General features: G+C 70.4%; 15 protein-coding genes and 1 tRNA gene. 4 read left to right on the forward strand and 12 right to left on the reverse strand.

The window, feature by feature from the left end; translation table 11 throughout:
• Nucleotides 1–180 precede the first annotated feature (180 nt).
• Both IU450_RS08295 and IU450_RS08300 read left to right on the forward strand, forming a co-directional pair.
• A complete protein-coding gene (locus tag IU450_RS08295) occupies nucleotides 181–6,501 on the forward strand; it encodes a type I polyketide synthase (protein WP_195149163.1) in 6,321 nt (2,106 codons plus the stop codon).
• A gap of 88 nt (nucleotides 6,502–6,589) precedes the next feature.
• Complete coding sequence (locus IU450_RS08300) at nucleotides 6,590–7,546, forward strand: YihY/virulence factor BrkB family protein (protein ID WP_195149164.1); 957 nt, start codon at nucleotides 6,590–6,592, stop codon at nucleotides 7,544–7,546.
• Between the two features lie 165 nt (nucleotides 7,547–7,711).
• On the opposite strand, the gene IU450_RS08305 is transcribed toward IU450_RS08300, so the two are convergent.
• Nucleotides 7,712–7,861 (reverse strand): hypothetical protein, encoded by a 150-nt coding sequence (locus IU450_RS08305; RefSeq protein ID WP_195149165.1) that lies wholly within the window; start codon nucleotides 7,859–7,861, stop codon nucleotides 7,712–7,714.
• A gap of 385 nt (nucleotides 7,862–8,246) precedes the next feature.
• Here IU450_RS08305 and IU450_RS08310 point away from each other — a divergent pair, with 385 nt between their 5' ends.
• On the forward strand, nucleotides 8,247–9,200 hold the full coding sequence (locus IU450_RS08310; RefSeq protein ID WP_195149166.1) for a helix-turn-helix transcriptional regulator: 954 nt from the start codon (nucleotides 8,247–8,249) through the stop codon (nucleotides 9,198–9,200).
• A 57-nt stretch (nucleotides 9,201–9,257) separates the two neighbouring features.
• On the opposite strand, the gene IU450_RS08315 is transcribed toward IU450_RS08310, so the two are convergent.
• The 10 genes from IU450_RS08315 to IU450_RS08360 form a co-directional block, all read right to left on the reverse strand.
• Nucleotides 9,258–10,079: an RNA polymerase sigma factor SigF gene (locus tag IU450_RS08315; protein ID WP_195149167.1), complete on the reverse strand. Its 822-nt coding sequence runs from the start codon at nucleotides 10,077–10,079 to the stop codon at nucleotides 9,258–9,260.
• A gap of 162 nt (nucleotides 10,080–10,241) precedes the next feature.
• Nucleotides 10,242–10,766 carry an STAS domain-containing protein gene (locus IU450_RS08320; RefSeq protein ID WP_195149168.1) on the reverse strand — a complete coding sequence of 175 codons (525 nt, stop codon included), beginning with the start codon at nucleotides 10,764–10,766 and terminating at the stop codon, nucleotides 10,242–10,244.
• A gap of 128 nt (nucleotides 10,767–10,894) precedes the next feature.
• On the reverse strand, nucleotides 10,895–11,572 hold the full coding sequence (locus tag IU450_RS08325) for a PAS and ANTAR domain-containing protein (protein WP_195149169.1): 678 nt from the start codon (nucleotides 11,570–11,572) through the stop codon (nucleotides 10,895–10,897).
• Between the two features lie 439 nt (nucleotides 11,573–12,011).
• Entirely contained in the window at nucleotides 12,012–13,013 is a 1,002-nt protein-coding gene (locus tag IU450_RS08330; protein ID WP_195149170.1) for a PfkB family carbohydrate kinase, read from the reverse strand.
• 37 nt (nucleotides 13,014–13,050) lie between these two features.
• Nucleotides 13,051–14,013, reverse strand: a complete 963-nt coding sequence (locus IU450_RS08335; RefSeq protein ID WP_324197618.1) for a glycosyltransferase — start codon at nucleotides 14,011–14,013, stop codon at nucleotides 13,051–13,053.
• Nucleotides 14,014–14,155: 142 nt separating this feature from the next.
• The gene (locus IU450_RS08340) at nucleotides 14,156–15,388 is read right to left on the reverse strand and encodes a glycosyltransferase (protein WP_195149171.1); all 1,233 of its coding nucleotides are present in this window, start codon (nucleotides 15,386–15,388) and stop codon (nucleotides 14,156–14,158) included.
• Nucleotides 15,389–15,535: 147 nt separating this feature from the next.
• Nucleotides 15,536–15,901: a cold shock domain-containing protein gene (locus IU450_RS41275; protein WP_195149172.1), complete on the reverse strand. Its 366-nt coding sequence runs from the start codon at nucleotides 15,899–15,901 to the stop codon at nucleotides 15,536–15,538.
• A gap of 24 nt (nucleotides 15,902–15,925) precedes the next feature.
• Nucleotides 15,926–16,141: a hypothetical protein gene (locus IU450_RS08350; protein ID WP_195149173.1), complete on the reverse strand. Its 216-nt coding sequence runs from the start codon at nucleotides 16,139–16,141 to the stop codon at nucleotides 15,926–15,928.
• Nucleotides 16,142–16,890: 749 nt separating this feature from the next.
• Nucleotides 16,891–16,966 (reverse strand) — tRNA-Gly (locus tag IU450_RS08355).
• A 71-nt stretch (nucleotides 16,967–17,037) separates the two neighbouring features.
• Nucleotides 17,038–18,252, reverse strand: coding sequence for an MFS transporter (locus IU450_RS08360; RefSeq protein ID WP_195149174.1), 1,215 nt, complete (start codon nucleotides 18,250–18,252; stop codon nucleotides 17,038–17,040).
• A 92-nt stretch (nucleotides 18,253–18,344) separates the two neighbouring features.
• On the opposite strand from IU450_RS08360, the gene IU450_RS08365 reads away from it, so the two are divergent.
• Nucleotides 18,345–18,674: an ArsR/SmtB family transcription factor gene (locus tag IU450_RS08365; protein WP_195149175.1), complete on the forward strand. Its 330-nt coding sequence runs from the start codon at nucleotides 18,345–18,347 to the stop codon at nucleotides 18,672–18,674.
• 21 nt (nucleotides 18,675–18,695) lie between these two features.
• Here the strand turns inward: IU450_RS08365 and IU450_RS08370 are convergent, their stop codons facing one another.
• Nucleotides 18,696–19,118 carry a hypothetical protein gene (locus IU450_RS08370; RefSeq protein WP_195149176.1) on the reverse strand — a complete coding sequence of 141 codons (423 nt, stop codon included), beginning with the start codon at nucleotides 19,116–19,118 and terminating at the stop codon, nucleotides 18,696–18,698.
• Nucleotides 19,119–19,156: the final 38 nt, after the last annotated feature.

A 19,156-nucleotide genomic window follows, 5' to 3' on the forward strand; every position in this document is an offset into this window, starting at 1 on the left:
TTCGAGCATGTTGTCGTCCATTCCGCGACGAAACAGTAGGTAACCTGGCTTGTTTCGAGAGCAGATCAGGCGTTCGTCGCCGATGACCCGTGGCTGCCGCACAGCCCGCGCACGGCCGGAGGCTGACGGCATCCGCAGCTCGGACAACCGGCCATCGACCTGTTTGAAGGAGCACGATCCGTGTCGGACATCGCGATCGTCGGTATCGGCTGCCGCTACGCGGGTGGCATCGACTCACCGGAGTCGTTCTGGGACTTCGTAATCGGGAAGCGCGACGCGGTCACCGAGATTCCGGCCGACCGCTGGGACAACCGCCGCTACTACGATCCGGACCACCGTGCGCCGGGTCGCATGTACACCAAGCGGGCGGCATTCCTCACCACCGATCCGTGGGCTTTCGACCCCGACTTCTTCGGTATCTCCCCGCGCGAGGCGGCGGCCATGGATCCGCAGCAGCGACTCGTCCTGGAGGTAGCCTGGGAGGCGCTCGACGACGCGGGCATGGCGGGCCACACGGCCGAGGCCTCCGTCGGCGTCTACGTCGGCGCCTTCACCCTCGACCAGCTCGCGGGCGGGTTCACCGGCGCCGCTCTGCCGCACATCGACATGCACTCCTGCGCGGGGGCGTCGTACACGATGCTGTCCAACCGGATCTCCTATGCACTCGACCTAGACGGTCCCAGCCTGACCGTGGACACCGCCTGCTCGTCCTCGTTGGTCGCCCTGCATCTGGCCTGCCAGGCGCTGGCCAACGGCGACTGCCGGACCGCGCTGGCCGGCGGTGTGAATCTGATGCTGCGACCGGGCACTTTCGTCGCGATGTGCAAGGGCGGCTTCCTCGCCGAGGACGGGCGCAGCAAGGCCTTCGGGGCGAGCGCGGACGGCTACGGTCGTGGCGAGGGCGCCGGCATGGTGGTGCTGAAACCGCTCGCCGACGCCGAACGCGACGGCGACCGGGTCTACGCGGTGCTCGCGGCGACCGGCGCCAATCAGGACGGACGCACCACCGCGATCACGGTTCCGAACGCGGACGCGCAGGAGGCGCTGGCGAGATCGGTGTGCGCGCGAGCGGGCATCGCGCCGCACGAAGTGACCTACGTGGAAGCGCACGGCACCGGGACCCCGGTGGGCGACCCGCTCGAACTGCGCGCGATCGGTCGCGCCTACGGTGCGGTCGAAGGCCGTTCGACGCCCCTCCCGGTGGGGTCGGTGAAGGCGACCCTCGGGCACACCGAAGCCGCCGCGGGCATCGCGAGCGTCATCAAATCCGCGCTGGCGATCTCGCACCGCACACTGCCTCCGCAGGGCTGGCTCGACGACGAGCTCAACCCCGAGATCGATCTGGACAGGTTGCGGCTCACGATTCAGCGCGAGGCCGCGCCCCCCGCATCCCGAGTCGACCGGATGACGGTGGCGGTCAACGGATTCGGCTACGGCGGCAGCAACGCGCACGCCATCCTGCGGGAACACCGGCCCGGCCCGGCCGCGGCGACATCGCTGCCCGCGCATCGTGGCGTGCTCGCCTTGTCCGCACACAGCGATCAGGCCGTCCGTGCGGTGGCGCATGATCTCGCCGCACTCCTGGATCGCGGCGTCGACCTCGATCATCTCGCCGCGGCGGCGTGGACCAGACGCAAGCACCACCCGTTCCGGGTCGGCCTGCCGTTCACCGACGCCGCCGAGTTGGCCGCCGACCTCCGCGGTCTCGCCGCAGGCGAGGGCAGGGCCCCGGTGCGCGTCACCGGAAACCCTGGCGCCGGACCGGTTTTCGTGTTCACCGGTATGGGCCCCCAATGGTGGGGCATGGGTCGCGACCTGCTTGCCACCGACCCCGTGTGCGCCGCGGCGGCCGAGCGCGTCGACACCGCGTTCTCCGCGCTGGCCGGGTGGTCGATTCGCGCCGAGCTGGCCCGGCCGGAGGCGCAATCCCGGGGCATCGCGACCGAACTCGCTCAGTCCGCCAATTTCCTGCTCCAGGTGGCGCTGTTCGAAACCCTTGTGGCACGGGGTATCCGGCCCGCTGCCGTCGTCGGCCACAGCGTCGGCGAAGTGTCGGCGGCGTATGTCACCGGTGTGCTGTCACTCGACGACGCCGTGGCGGTGGTCTACCACCGCGCCCGTCTGCAGGCGACCACCGCGGGCACCGGCGGCATGCTCGCGGTGGGCCTGTCCGCCGACCAGGCCGAACGATTGATCGGCGACGGTGTGGACGTCGCGGCGTACAACGGCCCCGCCTCCGTAACCCTTTCCGGCGCCGTGGACCGGCTGGCCGAGATCGCCGACCATCTCGGCGAACGCGGCGTTTTCGCGAAGCGCCTTCAGGTGGAGGCGCCGTACCACAGCGCGCTGATGGATCCGATCCTCGATGAGCTGCGCGCCGCCCTGGCCACCCTCGCGCCGCGCAAGCCGCAAATTCCCCTCTTCTCCACCGTCACCGGCGCGGCGGTGACCGGCGCGGACTGGGACGCGGGCTACTGGTGTGCCAACGTCCGCGCGCCTGTGCGCTTCGCCGACGCGATCCGCGCGGCGATCACCGCGGGTGGACGCGTGTTCTTGGAGGTCGGTCCGCACCCGGTGCTCGGCGCGAACATCCGCGAGGTGCTGCTGCACACCGGGAAGAAGGGCACCGGCGTGGCGACGCTCGACCGCAAGCAGCCCGACGACCACAGCATGCGTCAGGTGATCGCCGACCTGTATACCGCGGACGCGCTCGACGTCGGCGCGGTGATCGGCGAAACCCGCGCACCCCATCTGCCGCTGCCCAGATACCCCTGGCAGCGCAAGCGCCTGCGCGCCGACCTCCCTGAGTTCGGCCACCGACTGCACGGCACACCCGGCCCGTACACCATGCTCGGCGACCCGAGCCCGGACCAGGAGCGGCACTGGACGGTCCAGATCGCCGCGGAGCTGCTGCCCTGGATCGATGACCACGTCGTCGACGGCGCCCGGATCCTGCCCGGCACGGCTTATCTGGACGCGGCGCTGAGCGCGGCGGCCGTGCAGTTCGGCGCGCCGAATACCGCCGGTGTGGCCGCCGTCGAGCACGTCCGCTTCGTCGCGCCGCTGGTGATCGAGCGGGGTGAGGTCCCGGTCGTGCGACTGCGGGTCGAGGAATCGACGCGGCGGTTCACCATCCGCTCCCGCGGCGCGATCGGCGACACGTGGACGACGCACGCCACCGGCCGGCTGGTCGAAGGCGCGATCGACGCGCCCCGGATCGTCGTGCCCGACACCGCGGCGATGACATCGGTCGAGCCCGCCACGCTGTACGCCGGTCTCACCGCCACCGGCGTCGCGCACGGTCCGTCGTTCCGGCTGGTCCGCGCGGCGTGGGTGGACGGCGACACCGTCGTGGCGAGCGTGGACGCCGCCATCGCGGGCGGCACCGGTCATCTGGCGCATCCGTGTGTGCTAGACGCCGCCTGGCAGGTCGTCTCGCTCGGCGACGCGGGCGGACCGCGGCAGGCGGGCGCGATGATCCCGGTGGGTGCGGCCGCGGTGCGCATGTTCGCTCCGTTGCCGAGGCGCGCGGTCGTGGTCGCGCGGCTCACCGCGCCGCTGTGCGCCGACGTCACCGTGCTCGACGCCGGGCACGATGTGGTGTTGCAGATCGTGGGCGCGAAGTTCCGGGCCGTGCCGTTCGGCCACGGTCCGCTGCGCCGATTGGAACAGCTGTACTACGAGGAGCGCTGGACGCCGCGCGATCCGATCGATCACTCCGCCCTGCCTTCGGCCGCCCACGCCCACACCGTGGTGGTGCCGCTGGCGGGCGCGCGGCGAAGCAGGGTGGAGCAGATCACGCGGGGTTCCACCCGCGCGGAGGTGCTCGACATCGATTCGCTCGGCGCCGCATTCGAGAACGTACTGCGGGAGCGGTTGCACGTGGCGCACACCGCGGAGGGCGTCGAGCGGATCCACGTGTGCGTGCTCGCGGGCACCGGCGCCGATCCGGTGCGTGAGCTGTGGCTGCTGAGCAGGCTGGCGCTGATCGTCGAGCGCTTCGCCGATGCGGCGCAGCGGCCGCCGCGCCCACCGACCGGCGACGGCTCCGTCCACGTCACCGTGGTCACCGAACGCGCCTTCGTGCATCCCGAGGACACGGCACTGCCCGATCCGGATCACGCCGCGCTGGCCGGCGCCCGCCGCGTCCTGCTGAACGAGCAGCCGCCGCTGCGCTGGCGGCTGGTCGACGTCGAACCGGAGACCTCCGAGGCCGACCTGCTCGCCGAACTGGCTGTGCCGGGAGCGTTTTCGGCCGACGGCACCGACGAGGTCTTCCTCCGCGACGGCACGCGATGGTCGACGACCGTGGTGCGCGCGCTGCCGGATCGGCTCGCGGCACTCGACCGGCCCGCGCCGCTGCTCGACGCCGAGGCCAACTTCACGCTGGACATCCCGCGCTCCCGGGTGCTGTCCCAGCTCGGCTGGCGCCGCGCCGAACGGCGAGCGCCGGGCCCCGGCGAGGTCGAGGTGCGGATGGCCGCGGTCGGCCTGGGTTTCAAGGATCCGCTCAAAGTGCTCGGCGTCCTCGGTGCGGACGAGCTGGCCGGAACGCATTTCGGCACCGCGCCGGGCATGGCGGGCGCGGGCACCGTGGTCCGGGTCGGCCCCGACGTCACCCAGCCGCGCGTCGGCGACCGCGTCGGCCTGGCCTCGCCGGGCATGATCGAGCGCTACCACGTGGCGCGCGCCGAGGTCGTCGGCCCGGCTGCGGACGGCATGCGGCCGGAGGTGTGCACCTCCACCGTCTCCATGGTCACCGCCGAGTACGCGCTGCTGGAGCTGGCGCGGGTGCGCTCCGGTGAGACGGTGCTGGTGCACGGTGCGGCAGGCGGCGTCGGCGCGGCGGCCGTCCAGCTGGCGAAACTGCACGGCGCCAGGGTGATCGGCACCGCGAGCAACGACGAGCGGCGCGCCTACGTGCGGGCCCAGGGCGCCGACGACGTGCTGCACTCGCGGTCGCTGAACTTCGTCGACGACGTGCTGCGCCGCACCCACGGCCGGGGCGCGGACATCGTCATCAGTACCGTCCCCGGCGAGATCGTCCACCAGAACTTCGCCGCGGTAGCGGAGTTCGGCCGGATCGTGGAGATCGGCAAGGCCGACATCTACACCGGCGGCGTGCTCGACCTGGGCAACTTCGACAAGAACGTCGCCTACTTCTCCTTCGACCTGGACCGGATGCTGAAGCTGCGCCCCGCCGAGGTGCTCGCCCGCGTCCAAGCGGTCGACGACAAGCTCGCCGACGGCACCTACCGCCCGCTGCCGTATCACTCGTTCGGCGTGCACGAGGTGGCCACCGCGTTCGAAGAAGCGCTGCGCTCCACTCGAATCGGCCGCGTCGCGCTCGACCTGACCGGCGCGGCGCCTCCGGTGCGTCCGTGCCCTGCGGAGGCATCCATCGATCCGGACGGCCGCTATCTGATCACCGGCGGACTCGGCGCCTTCGGCCTGGCCACCGCGCGCTGGCTGGTGCGGCGCGGCGCCCGGCACCTGGTGCTGGTCGGCCGCCATGGCGCCACCACCGCGGCCGCCCGCGCCCATCTGGAGCAGTGGGGTGCGGAAGGCGTCGAGGCGCTGGTCGAGCGGACCGACGTCACCGATGCCGCCGCGGTCCGCGCGGTGATCGAGCGGGTGCACACGGCGCGGTCCCCGCTGCGCGGAGTCTTCCACGCCGCGGGCGTGCTGGACGATCAGCGCATCGCCGCCATGGACCGCGCCGGTCTCGCCGCGGTGTTCCGGCCGAAGCTGGACGGGGCGCGCGCATTGGCCGCCGCGCTGGCCGCCGCCGAGGTGCGACCGGAGATGATCGTGCTGTTCTCCTCCGGCAGCGCGATCATGGGCGGCATCGGCCAATACTCCTACACCGCGGCCAACCTGGCGTTGCAATCCTTCGCCGACCAGCTGGCCCGCCGCGGTCAGCGAGTGCTGTGCGTCGGCTGGGGCGCGATGTCGGGCGGCGGCATGGTCGACTCCGACGAGACCGTGCAGCGCTACCTGCGCATCGCCGGATTCGACGCGATCGACATGGACGAAGGCGCCGAATACCTCGGTGAGGCTCTGCGGCTAGGGGTGCGCCAGGCGGCGATCATTTCCGTCGAATGGAGCAAGGTGGCGCTGGCCGCACCCCAGCTGGCCTGCACCCCGAGGGTGGCCGAGCTGATCGCGGCCGCCGCCGAGGACGATTCGGCCCTCGCCCGGCTGCGCGCGGAAGTGACCACCCTCGCCCCGGCCCAGCGCGCCACCGTCGTCGGCTGTCTGCTCGCCGAGCAGCTCGCGGACGTGATGGGCGTGGCGGCCGACTCCATCGATCCGGCGGTGCCGCTGCCCGAACTCGGCATGGACTCGCTGATGGCCGTCGAATTCGGGGCGCTGGTGAGCAAGACGCTCGGCGTGGAGATGAACCGTATGCAGCTGGGCCGCTCGTTCAGCCTGGCGCAGGCCGGCGCCCGGATCGCGGATATGGTCGTCGGCTCCGCGGACCGCGCTCACCACCCCTGACACCGCGGCGAAGCATCGAACACCACTGACGTGACGCCGGTTTCGCGGCCGGTACGCCGGGTATCCGGCCCGAGCGGGAGGTGTGAGCGTGGCGCAGAATGCACAGAGGAAATTCGTGGCGCGACGGCGGCTGCGCGGACCGGCGGATCTGCCGGGCCGGTCGTGGTGGGGCGTGGTGAAGCGATCGGTCCGCGAATTCCAGGAGGACAATCTCAGCGACTGGGCCGCGTCCCTGACGTACTACAGTGTGCTGTCGCTGTTTCCGGGGCTGATCGTGCTCACCGCCGGGTTGGGCATGCTGGGGCGCGACGACACCGGCGCGCTGGTCGACACCATCCGCGGGATCGGGCCGGGCAGCGGGACGGACCTGCTCGTCGACGCGGTGAACGACATACACGAAGCGCAAGCCCCGGCCGGCCCACTGGCGTTGCTCGGGTTGGCCTCCGCGTTGTGGACCGCGTCGGCCTACATCGGCGCGTTCATGCGCGCGAGCAACGCCATCTACGACATCGAGGAAGGGCGGCCGCCCTGGAAGACCGTGCCGGTGCGGGTGGCCCTGACCGCCGCGGTGGTCGCCCTGCTGGGCGTCTGCACGGTCGGCGTGGTGATCAGCGGTTCGCTGGCCGACCACGTAGGCCGGTGGCTCGGGCTCGGGCAGCTCGCGATCACGGTCTGGGGCATCGTCAAGTGGCCGGTGATGATGGCGCTGATCAGCCTGGTCTTCGCCCTGCTGTACTGGGCGGCTCCGAACGTACGGCAGCCGGGATTCCGCTGGCTGACGCCGGGTAGCGCGCTGGCCGTCCTGGTCTGGGCGGCCGCTTCCTGGGGCTTCGCGTTCTACGTAAGCCACTTCGGCTCCTACAACCGGGTGTACGGCTCCCTCGGCGGCGTCGTCGTCTTCCTCGTGTGGCTGTGGATCTCGAATATCGCGGTGCTGCTGGGCGCGGAAGTGGATGCCGAACTCGCGCGAGCGCGCAGCATCGCCCACGGCCACCCCGAGGATGCCGAACCTTACCTACCTCCGCGCGACGACCCCGACGAATAACCAAGCGCAGCAACCGATCCCGATAGACAGCGCGGAGCCGAGCGCACGGAACAACCACCGGCGCGACTCGGCGAAGCCGTCGGGCTCGAAGTCAGGGAGAGCGCGGGTCGACGGACGCGTAGGTCGGCGACACGGATGATCGCCGACCTTCGCGCCGCCGATTCGTCACCGTCGATCCGCTTCGGTGCTCTGATCGGCTGCGCGGATCGCTTCGGCGAGTTCACCGCGCAAGCGCTCGGCGGTCGTCTCGTCGCCCGCGTCCTCGGCGGTGGTGATGTCCTGCCGCAGTTGCGCGATCGTGTCCTGCAATGCCATGAGACCTCCCTCGTCACGTTCTCGAACGGCTTCGATGGGAAGGGCGGCGATCCGCCCCTCCTGATCAGGGTGGCCGCTCGAGCGAGGACGAAACACCGCGAGACCCCGGCGGCCGGTCGTGAACCCGGAAAACCCGCTCGCCTCGATCGGATACCGCGGTGAAATGCAGAGTCCTGAGATTGAACTCGAGAGAAGCGGGTACTCAAGAGGACGATGTGTCGGGGATTCCAGGTCGCCGCTGCCTCGTATTGTACCGACCGCGTCGGCACCTGCTTCGGTCGTGACCAGTCCGAACGCTGAGCACAGCCGCTCGGCAGACACCCCTATCACCCCTACGACGTGCTGGGCGGGATGCCGTATCCGAAAGAGCAGGAGTGTCGCGCCGATGGAGTCGTTCGCCTTTCGCAGCGACAGCTTGAGTGACACCGAAGAATTCCTCAATCTCAACTACACGACCATGCGGATCGGCAACAGCGCCGGGACACCGGTCCGGACGAGCGTCACCCGGGACATACTCGGTCCGGTCAGCCTCGACGATCTCGAGCTGGACTTCGACATGAGCTATGACGCGCAGCCGTTGGGCAAGATATGCCTGTGCCGAGTGAAGTCGGGCACGATCGAAGAGCACTACCGCGACATCGGCACCGACTACTTCCATCCCGGGGAGGTCGGACTGCTCACTCCGCCGGACCTGCCGTATTCGGGGGTGATCCACCGCGCCCACTACAGCATCACAATGTTCGACCCGGCTCTGCTCACCCGAGTGGCGGCCACGAGCCCCGATCACGATTTCGAACCGGTCCGGCTGACGGGCCACCGGCCGGTCTCCCCCGCGGCCGCCGGGCACCTGTCCCGGGTGCTGGAACACATGCGCGACCTCGCCGCCGACCCCACCGCGCGCGAGCAACCGCTGATCACCTCCACCGCCGCGCAGTACCTGGCCGCCAGCGTGCTGCACGCCCTGCCCAGCACCGCCCACACCGATCCGACGGCGAGCGACCGCAACGATGCCCATCCCGACACGGTGCGGCGTGCGCTGGCGTATCTCGAGTCCCATGTCCGCGACGACATCGCCGTCACCGACATCGCCGCGGCCGCGTACGTGACCGTCCGCGCACTGCAATTGGCGTTCCGGCGTCACCTCGACACCACGCCCATGGCGTATCTGCGGCGGCTTCGCCTGCGCGGTGCGCACGAACAACTGCGCGACTGCTCGCCCGAGGACGGTCACACGGTGACCTCGATCGCCGCCGCGTGGGGCTTCGGCCACCCCGGACGATTCGCGACCACCTACCGCGAAGCGTACGGCCGGTCCCCGTTGACGACGCTCAACGACTGATCCAGCGCGGCCTGCGTGCGGTCGGCCGCGCGCACCGCCGGGCATTCGGTGCCGCGATCAGTCGCGCATGGCGCGCTCCCGAAGGTCGGCGATGGTCCGCGACAGCACCCGGGAGACGTGCATCTGGGACACCCCGAGCACTTCGGCGATCTGCGCTTGCGTGCGCCCTTCGAAGAAGCGCATGCGCAGCACCCGCCGCTCCCGCTCGGGCAGTTCGGCCAGCAAGGGCGCGACCGCCAGTGCCTCCTCGGTCAGTTCGTAGGAGGGGTCCTCTTCGCCGAAGGTCTCGGCGACCCGGACCGACGTGCCGCCGGTCTCGTCGTCCTCGACGACGGCGTCGATCGAGTTGGTGGAGTAGGCGTTGCCCGCCAGCAGCGCCTGCGTGACCTCCAGTAGATCGACGTTCAGTTCCACGGCGATCTCCAAGGCGGTGGGCATCCGCTCCAGGCGCTGGCAGAGCTTTTCCACGGCGGGGCCGATGGTCAACTGGATCTCCTTGGTCCGGCGCGGCACCCGCACGGCCCAGCTGTGGTCGCGGAAGTGGCGGCGCACTTCGCCCATGATCGTCGGGACCGCGAACGACAGGAACGACGGCCCACGAGCCGGGTCGAAGCGGTCGACCGCGAGTACCAAACCCACCGAGGCGATCTGGTACAGGTCGTCATAGCTCTCCCCCCGGCCGACGAAACGGCGGGCGATGTGGTCGGCCAGTGGCAAGCACCGGCGCACGATCTCTTCCCGCAACCGAGGGCGTTCGGGGTCGTCGTCGGTCATCCCGCCCAACTTCTCGAGCCACGGTTCGATGCCGTCGTAGCTGTCGGTTCCGCGGCGCGTCCGGCGCGGAACGGCGGTCCTCTGCTTCGTGGTCGCCAATGCCATGAGCTTCCTCGATTCGCCTTCACCTGCCGGTCGACACGCTCACGAGAGGGTGAACGATGCGACGATCGCCGAGTACCGCCCGACGACGATGTCAAGCGATGGCAGGCAGGTTTGTTCGTATAGTGGACGGCCGACGGTGTGGACGTTCGTTCGCGACGCAGCTCATCTCGGCTCGACGTCGCCGCGGCTGAGGCCCGCCACCGGAGGAGTGCGGTCGATGATCCGCGTGCGCGGCGGCTGCGCGTTGTTTCCCGGACCACCTTTGGTCCGTCCGAGTGCGTCGTTCGGCCGCAGGGCCCCGGGTGAGCGGCACTCACGCGGCGGCTCGGCGGCATGCGGCGCGGGCACACGGCATACGACGACCGGCACCTTCTGCCGCACTGCCAGCACGTCCACGATTCGCGGCACCGGACCGTCGTCCGGCACGGTGATGCGAACGGCGACGTCTCCTCGGGCACCGCGTTCCGCCAGCCGCAATACCGCCCGCACGCCCGCACAGGACAGGAAACGCACCCGGCAGAGGTCGACGATGACCGACGACATCGTCGTTGTGCCGCAGTGGTTTTCGACAGCCCGAGCCATCGCCGCGAACCAGCCGTCGGCGTTCGCCGCGTCCAATTCACCGTACGTGAGCAGAACAAGGCCGTCGTTCGTCCGGATGGCCTCCACGCCGTACTGACATGACATGCGCACCTCCGGCGGCGGGGTTCGGGCACAAGACGCGCCTCCAAGCCTCTCAGCGTTCGCGGCCGGTGTCAGCGCGGCAGGCGAAGTCATCCGGGGGCGGCGGTCCGAAAAACGAAATCTCCTCGCGGTCAATCGCGGGGTATGCGCAGATGGACCGTGAGCAGAATGTGGTCGAACGCGGCGACCACGTCCGGCGGTGGCGGCGGCACGAGGGGCAGTTCGGTGATCAACTGCTGGGCCAGCGCGCGCAGCTTGGTGTTGGTCTCCTGGGACCGCCAGCGCAGCACCTGGAACGCTTGATCGGCGCTGATCTGGTAGATGTTCATGAGCACCCCCTTCGCCTGCTCGATCACCGCGCGGTTCTCGTAGAGACCGGGCAGGGTCGCGGCGAGCATGGCCTGGTGGGCCTCCTCCAGGGTGCCGGAGAGATCGACGTAGAAGCCGGAAGTACCGACAGCGGTGCCGGTGTCGTCCAGGATGCGGTCGGCGACGACGAGCACGGTGTGTTCCTGGCCGGACAGGTCGATGAAGCGATGGCGGCTGGAGAAGGGCTCGCCGTGGTCGATGGCGCGCGTGATGGTCTCGGCGACGTGCGTGCGGTCGTCGGGATGTTTGTGCGCGAGCAGCAGTTGCGTCGTCGGTTCGATCTCGCCCGGCCGGTAGCCGTGCATGCGGTACACCTCCGCGGACCACTCCCAGCGGCGTGTGGCGAACCAGAACCGGAAACTGCCGACGGACGGCTGCTCGACAGGCGACGAGCCGGTGACGGTCGTAGGTGACGTGCACGGCTGGGTGTGCTGAGTCATGAATGCGATGCCTCTCCGAAACACAAGGGGCTGGTGGCCGCGTGAGCCCGCGGACCGGCGCCATCCCTCGCGGGGAAGCGCACGGCCATGGACGCGTTCGGCCGAAATATCCGCTGTTGACTCAACGGCCGGCGCACGGACACATCGTGTCGGCAGCCGGTGATTTGCCGACCCAGTATGTCATCTGTGTTCGGATCGGGCAGGCCGGACCCCGCGACGGCGCCGAACGGCATTGCCGACCTTTGATTCCGCCGCGCGTGTGATCGCCTGTCCCACAGTCGATGTCGCCGCGACGGATGGTGAGGTCGCCGTCTGTGGCCTTCTGTTCGAGGCTCGCGCAGGCGGCGTCGCGTCCACGCGGACGGGGCCATCGCCTGCCGCTCCGCCGCGTTTGCGGCACCCGGCGGGCCCGCCGATCAGCAGGCCCCGGGCGCGGAGATCACACCCACCGGCTGTCCCAGTTGCCGACTGCTCCGGATCCGAGGGCCGACTCGGATTCCGAGAACGCGGCGGCGGCGCCGGAGCCGACGAACTCGGCCGCCGCGATCACCGCACGGCGCACCGCGCTCTCCGGTGTGCGGCCCGCGCCGAGATGGGCTGCCGCGGCGGCGGCAAAACTGTCTCCCGCGCCGCAGGTGTCACAGCCATGGGGTGCTTTCACCGCGGCAGGGAGCGGGACGCGCAGGCGTTTCCCGGACGCACGCAGGCAGACGAGGGCGCCCTCCGATCCGAGGGTCACCGCGATCGCCTCCACGGCCCACCCTCTGGCGAGCTTCCACAGATCCGGTCCCTCGTCGAGCCGGCCGGACAGCCGATCGAGCGCTTCCGCGCGATTGGGGGTGACCAGAGCCGCGCCCGGAATCGGGACGGGCCCGTGCGGATGGGGGTCCCAGACGACCGGGACGTGGGCGGCCTGGGCGCGCAGCAGCGTGCGGATCTGCGGGTGGGCCGCGATACCGCGGCCGTAGTCCGAGACCAGAACGGCGTGCGCCGATGCGACCACGGCATGCGCCTCCTCGGGCAGCGGGTCCGCGCCGACTCGTCCGGTGCCGGAATCCATTCTGGTGATCAGGACGGGCCGCGCGAGCTGCCTGGCCTTGGTGTGCCCGTTCGGGCTCGCCCACGGCCCGACCGCTCGCACCCGTTGCTTGCAGACGGTCGAACCGCGCAGGGGCAGGGCGATGACCCGCACGTGCCGATCCAGCAGCCCGCGCAGCCGCGCGGCCGCCTCGTCCGTGGCGAAACCCGCGATGAGCACCACTTCCCGGTGGTCGGCCGCGGCGAGCCGGGCCGCCAAGGCGGCGCCACCCGGCCGGAACGTCCGGTTGGCGACGTCGACGACCGGAGCCGCGGCTTCCGGGCTGCACCGGTCGGCGCGGCCGTCGACGTCGATGTCGAGCAGCGCGTCGCCGATCACGACGAGCGGATCGCCCGCTGCCATCACTGCCGCTCCGGGCGGGCGGTGGCGACCCGCCCGCTCATCCGGACCCGCCCGGCCCCGTCGCGACCGCGTCGACCAGCAGGTCGTCCCATCGCCGCACGAAGTCGTGGATGCCGAAACGCGTCAGTGCCCAATGCCGGGCGGCTTTTCCCGCCACCTCGGCGGCCGTCCGATCGCCCAAGAAGTGCCGGACGGCCTGGGTGAGTACATCAGGGTCGGCCGAGACCACACCGGCCTCGGCCGGGATCGACCCGTGCGCCTCGGTGGCGGCGACGGCGACGACGGGCATGCCCAGATGCATCGCCTCCAGGACCGAGAGTCCGAGCGAAGTCCAGCGCGGCGTGTGCACGAAAACGCGCCGCCGCGCCAGTTGCCGGTGCAGGCGATCCTGGGTGTGCTCGCCTGCGCCGTGCACCCGCCGTGGCGAGCAGCGCAACGCTTCGTGCACGTTCTCGGTGCCGAGGCCGTAGACGTCGATCGGGGCGGCCCGTGACAGCGGAACGAGCAGGTCGGTGCCGTTGACACGCCAGCGCAGCACCGGTTCGTCGACGACCGTCGCGGCGCGCGGGAGTTCACCGGTGTAGGAGTAGCCGGGGTCCGGCACGCCGTGCGGAATCACGGTCACCGGAGTGCGGCCGCTGTCCCACATCAGCCGATTGAAGTGCGTCACGTGGACCAGGGTCAGATCGGGGCGGTCCGCGAGCGGGTGCCTGGTCAGCGCCGCGTGCTGGTCAGGGGTGTTGTGCTCGACGTACAGCACCGGCACGTCGACGCCGGGCCTGCACCGCGACCACTCCCCGATCAGATCCAGTTCGCGCGGGCGCTGCGCCACCACCACATCGATCGGTTCGCCGGCGAGCGCGTCCGGCGCCACCTCGACGGCCGCGTCCGGCCAGGGGCGCCCGCACCGCCCGCGGGCCCATGTGCCGAGCCGGGCATCGGCCGGAATCAGATAGCGATGACCGCCCTGGACGAACGAGGTCGTCCAGGAGCCGTGCACATGCCAGACGAGCACGTTCAACCGCCGCCCCGTCGCGCGCCGGGCGCGGGCGTCGGTCACGGTCGAGAGCTCTCGATGGACGGACGGACCACCGGCTCGCCAGAGGGCGACACGGCGCCGAGTTCCCCTGCCGGTCGCCGGTTCACGTCGCTCCTTTCGGCGTCACCGGCGGCACGACGGGGGCCGTCGCGCCGCGGGCGAGTCGATCGGAGGTGAGGACCTGGTAGGCGCCGAGCGTCCGGGCACCGATCCGGTCCCAGGAATAGCCACGGCGGACCCGGCGCAGTCCCGCCGCCCCCCAGGTCTCGCGCAGGACCGGGTCGGCGAGCAGCGGGCGGACCGCCGCGGCCACCGCCTCCGGCGTGGCGGGCGCGACCAGGCGTCCGGTCGTTCCGTCGCAGACCGTGTCGAGCAGGCCGCCGACCGCGGTGGCGACCACCGGCTTGCCACACGCCATGGCCTCGAGCGGCACGATGCCGAAGGGCTCGTACCACGGCGTGCACAGCACCACGTCGGCGGAGCGCAGCAGTCCCGGCATCGCCGTGCGTGAGACGTGCCCGATCAGCCGTACCCGCTCGGCCACGCCGTGCTCGGCGGCGACACCGCCGAGGCGGCGGATCTCCGGGTCGTCGCCGGACTCGCCCCCGGCGATGACCAGCTCGGTGTCGGGCAGCTGGGCGAGAGCCGCGATCGCGAGGTCGAAACCCTTGCGCCGCACCATCCGTCCCACCGAGACCAGCCGATGCGTCCGGCCGCGCCGATCGGCAGGTCCGTCCGGGGTGAAGCGGTCGAGATCCACCCCGCACGGCACCACCGAGATCCGGGCGCTGGGAACACCCATCCCGGACAGTTCACCCACCTCCTCCGAGCAGGTCGCCACCACATGCGCGGCGCGGTGGGCGATGATCCGCTCGGTCCGGATCCGTGCGGGCGGGCTGGTGTCGGCGGTTCCCTGATACCGCCGTTTGACGCAGCCGAGGGCATGAAAGGTCACCACGAGCGGAATCCCCAGCTGCCGCGCCGCCGGTTCGGACGCCACACCCGACATCCAGAAGTGGGCGTGTACCAAGTCGGGCCGGCTACCGGCCCAGCAGTCTCGCAAGAACGCGCCGAACTCGCCCAGGAAAGGGACGATCTCGTCTTTCGGCACAGGTTCCGGCGGACCGGCCGGGACGTGGACGACGCGGTAGCCCGCGCCGGTCGTGACTTCGCGCTCCGTACGGGAGCCGTCGTGTCTGGTGTAGACCGTCACGTCGTGCCCGCGCCGCGCTATCGCCGCCGAGAGTTCGGCCACGTGAACGTTCTGGCCACCGGCGTCGACACCACCGAGCTGGGCCAGCGGGCTGGCATGGTCGGACACCATGGCGATCTTCACTGCTGGCTCCGTTTCGTCGCGGACGACTGGATCGAGTAGCGCAGTAGCCGATCGGGCCGCACCGCGACAGCCCGCCACCTGCGGACATGCCCTGGCCGCCCGCGCCGAAACATCGATCGCGAAAACCCGCGTGCGCCGGGTCGCCGATCACAGCGGACGGTGGCCGGACCTCCGGAGCTCCGCCCGTCGCTCGGCGGACTGCCGACCGGGCGGGTAGGGACGCGGTGCGTAGGGGCGTACGGTCGCCGCTTCGGGGCCGCGGTCGGTGATGGTGGTGGTGAAGACGACGGTCTGGCCGGGAGCGAGGGTTTTGTAACCGCGCATATCGATGGCGCGGAAGTCGACGAACACCGGGCTGGTGCGGTCGTCGGGTTCCAGGTAGCCGAAACCTTTTTCGGTGTTGAACCAGGCGACGGTGCCGTGCCGCCATTCGGTCCCCGTGGCGGGGACGAGGGTGTCGCAGTGCGTGCGAAACGCACGCGATCGGATCGGGGAATGCGTGGGGGTCGTCATGGGAGCGTGGCGCCGGAATTCGGGTCAGTAGGCGAGCGGGTACTCGTCGTCGGGCAGCGGGGTGAGGACGGCTTGGTCGAACCGGTCGACTCGGTCGGCATGGTCGAACGCGTCCCGGATGCGTTCGGCGAGGGGCGTGAGTGCCGTGACGTCGATCCCGGTGTCCTCGCGGCGGTCGACAGGTGACCGCTGTTCGCGGTGATCGGCAGTGCTACCGGCGGGAATCGTCGAGTTGTTCACGGTGGTCCTCCTGGTTCAGGCCGTCGCGGATACGGGAGCCGCGGGCCCGGACGTCGGTGCCGGGCCCGCGTCGGAAGAGAGTGACGTGACGGTTGGATCGGTCCGAGCATCACCTGCCTTTCTCATTCCTCGTATCTCCGGTTGATCTGCCGCGCCCGAAGGTTCGCGCTCGCGCGAATGCGACCCGTGCGCCGGAATCCGGCCACGTGAGGTGACCACTTCCGCGGAAAGGCACAGCGCGGTTGCTCCCTCCAGGCGCAAGTCGGTGGTGGTCGCACCTCCAACTCACCCGTTCTAGCTCACTGGATCGAGATAACCTGTGTCGATCCAGACAGATTTCTTATAGCACTACAGAGAGTGCAACGCAAGTGCTCGCCAGAGGTAACCCGCCCACAACACGACATGACCGTACGAACGGTCCGGATTCGAGGTATCACCGCAGGCCAGAGGGTTGTCAGAGGAATCGTCGCGCCGAGGGCGTGCATGACCGGCCCGAAAGGCTTCCCACACGCTAGATGGCGGGATGAGCACCCTCCTCGCCGGACTGCGAACCCAGGGGCCGATCAGAAGGCGATCCCGAGGCCGGTCCGGAGAAGACGTCCTCCCCCATGGTCAGCGCTGCGTGACGATCGATGCCGACGCCCGGCGCTCGTGCGGATATCCGGCGCTCACCACGGCGCTGCTACACCGATCGCGATCGCGCAGCAGCAACGGGGGGTGATTCCGGCAGAGACGGCCGGGGAGTTTCGTGGAGCGGATGACGGGATTCGAACCCGCGACCCTCACCTTGGCAAGGTGATGCGCTACCAGCTGCGCTACATCCGCACTCGCATCACGGCGTCCGCGATGCGACACAGAACATTAGCGGACACGCTCGGCAAAAAGCCAATCGCCGCTCATGCCGCCCTGACCGCCGCCCGGTTGCGGCGCAGGCCGAGTCCGGCCGCGATCAGGCAGGCCAGGGCGACGACGGCGACGAACCACGGGAACACGGTGCTCAGGCCCCAGGTGGTGGCGGCCCAGCCGGCCAGGATGGTGGGCAGCGCCATCGCCGAGTAGGCCAGCAGGTAGTACGCGGACATCGTCTCGCCGCGCTTGTGCTGCGGCACGACCTCCGACAGGTGCCGCAGCGAACCACCGAAACCGAGTCCGAAGGTCGCCCCGAGCGCGACCCCCGCGGCGAGCACCGCGATCCAGTGGTGCGTGGCCAGTGCGGGCACGGTCAGCAGCAGCGACAGCGCCATGCCGGTGTCACCGAGGATCGCGGCCCACCGGGCGGGCACACCGGTCGCGAACAGTTGCGCGGTGGCGCCCGACAAAGCCGTCGAGGCGACGACGGCGCCGCCGAAGACCAGATTGTGGATGCCGGTCTGCTGGGCGGCCAGCGACGGATACAGCGACAGCAGCACGCCCAGCACCGACCAGGCCGCCATCACGCCGATGGCCGAGAACCAAAAGTCGGCGCGAATCTCCTGCGGCACCGCGGGTTTCGCGATCCGGATGCGTCCGGCCACCCGGGCGGAGTGCGGTTCGCGCAGCGCGAGCACGCCGACGCCGATCGCCAGGCAGACGACGGTGATCACGACATAGGGGGTGCGCAGCGGATGCGGCGCGTACTGCGCCAGCAGCGCCGAGCCCAGGATGGCCACGGCCATCCCCACATTGAACGCGACGCCGCTGAGCTGCCCGGACCGCGCGCCGCGATGCGGGCGCAGATCCAGCAGCGCGGCGGCCCCCGCGACCACGGTCGAGCCGACCGCGACGCCGTGCAGCGCCCGCGCCAGCAACAGCATGGACACACTGTCGGCGAGCACGAACACCACCAACCCGGCGACCATGGTGGCGAACGCGCCGAGCAGCACCGGTTTCCGGCCCACCACGTCGGAAATCCGCCCGGACACCAGCACCGCGCCCAGGGCGGCCACCGCGTAGACGGCGAACACGATGGTCGTGGTGAGTGGCGAGAGATGCCACTGCTTCTCGTAGATGCCGTAGAGCGGCGCGGGCACGCCGGAGACCCCGAGCGCTACGCCACTGGCCGCGAGCACCAAGGCATACGCCCAGCGCTGCGCGGTCTGCTCCTCGACGGGCACCGCCATCGTCGCTGCCATCGGACTCCGATCGGGTAAGTTTGATGACTATCGAACCAGAGTCGACCATACATCCGGTACGACGATCATCAAACCTGGGAGTGATCCAGATCATGACCGATGTCCGTGGCGCGGAGCAGCAGGCGCCCCCCGTGGCCGCGCTCCCCGCGGTGCTCAGCGCGTTACAGGACCCGGTGCGATTGGAGATGGTGCGGCGGCTCGGCAACGCGGGAACGGCGGTCCGCTGCGGCGCGCTCTACGAGGTGATCAACAAATCGACCGCCACTCATCATTTCAAGATCCTGCGCGACGCCGGAATCATCGAGCGCCTGGTCATCGACGGGCACACCTGCCAGCGCCTGCGCATCGACGACCTCGAATCCGCCCTGCCCGGGCTGGTGCCGACGATCATCGCGGCCGCCAACCGCGCTCGGCGGGAATGACGCGGCAGCGCGGATGCGCGCTCAGCAGTTGTCGAAGCGCCACTGCCCGTCGACGAATGTCCAGGTCGCCGGCTTCCGGTCGTCCTCGGCCGCGCGGGCGTCGAAGTTCTCGACCGTGACCGTCCCCGTCGATCCCGACGTGGTCACGGTGACCTTCGACGGCTTGGACTTCAGATCCCTGCCGTCGTAGAGCTGCGCCATCGACGCCACGTAGTCGTCCTGGTTCAACGTGAGCCTGCAACGCGCGGAACGGAACTGGTAGGCGGCGGCGTAATCGTGGGCGGCCAGCGCGTTGGTCATCTTCGTGGCTTCCTCGCGCAGCGCGGCCGCGCTCGGCTCCCCCGCCTTGCTCGCCTCCGCGTCCGTTCCGCCACACCCGGACAGTACGAGGATCGGCATCGAAACCGCGCCCAGCACGCGAAGGGCACGATTCGTTCGGTTCATCTCGACTCCTTGGCAGAGATCGCCGGATCCGACACCCG

This window comes from Nocardia abscessus (assembly GCF_015477775.1).
GTDB classification, from domain to species: domain Bacteria; phylum Actinomycetota; class Actinomycetes; order Mycobacteriales; family Mycobacteriaceae; genus Nocardia; species Nocardia abscessus_A.

What these genes read in the sequence shown, in the direction of transcription:
- IU450_RS08305 (WP_195149165.1), bottom strand. Translation starts at nt 7,861, where the DNA reads ATGGCATTGCAGGACACGATCGCGCAACTGCGGCAGGACATCACCACC.
- IU450_RS08310 (WP_195149166.1), top strand. Translation starts at nt 8,247, where the DNA reads ATGGAGTCGTTCGCCTTTCGCAGCGACAGCTTGAGTGACACCGAAGAA.
- IU450_RS08315 (WP_195149167.1), bottom strand. Translation starts at nt 10,079, where the DNA reads ATGGCATTGGCGACCACGAAGCAGAGGACCGCCGTTCCGCGCCGGACG.
- IU450_RS08320 (WP_195149168.1), bottom strand. Translation starts at nt 10,766, where the DNA reads ATGTCATGTCAGTACGGCGTGGAGGCCATCCGGACGAACGACGGCCTT.
- IU450_RS08325 (WP_195149169.1), bottom strand. Translation starts at nt 11,572, where the DNA reads ATGACTCAGCACACCCAGCCGTGCACGTCACCTACGACCGTCACCGGC.
- IU450_RS08330 (WP_195149170.1), bottom strand. Translation starts at nt 13,013, where the DNA reads ATGGCAGCGGGCGATCCGCTCGTCGTGATCGGCGACGCGCTGCTCGAC.
- IU450_RS41275 (WP_195149172.1), bottom strand. Translation starts at nt 15,901, where the DNA reads ATGACGACCCCCACGCATTCCCCGATCCGATCGCGTGCGTTTCGCACG.
- IU450_RS08360 (WP_195149174.1), bottom strand. Translation starts at nt 18,252, where the DNA reads ATGGCAGCGACGATGGCGGTGCCCGTCGAGGAGCAGACCGCGCAGCGC.
- IU450_RS08365 (WP_195149175.1), top strand. Translation starts at nt 18,345, where the DNA reads ATGACCGATGTCCGTGGCGCGGAGCAGCAGGCGCCCCCCGTGGCCGCG.
- IU450_RS08370 (WP_195149176.1), bottom strand. Translation starts at nt 19,118, where the DNA reads ATGAACCGAACGAATCGTGCCCTTCGCGTGCTGGGCGCGGTTTCGATG.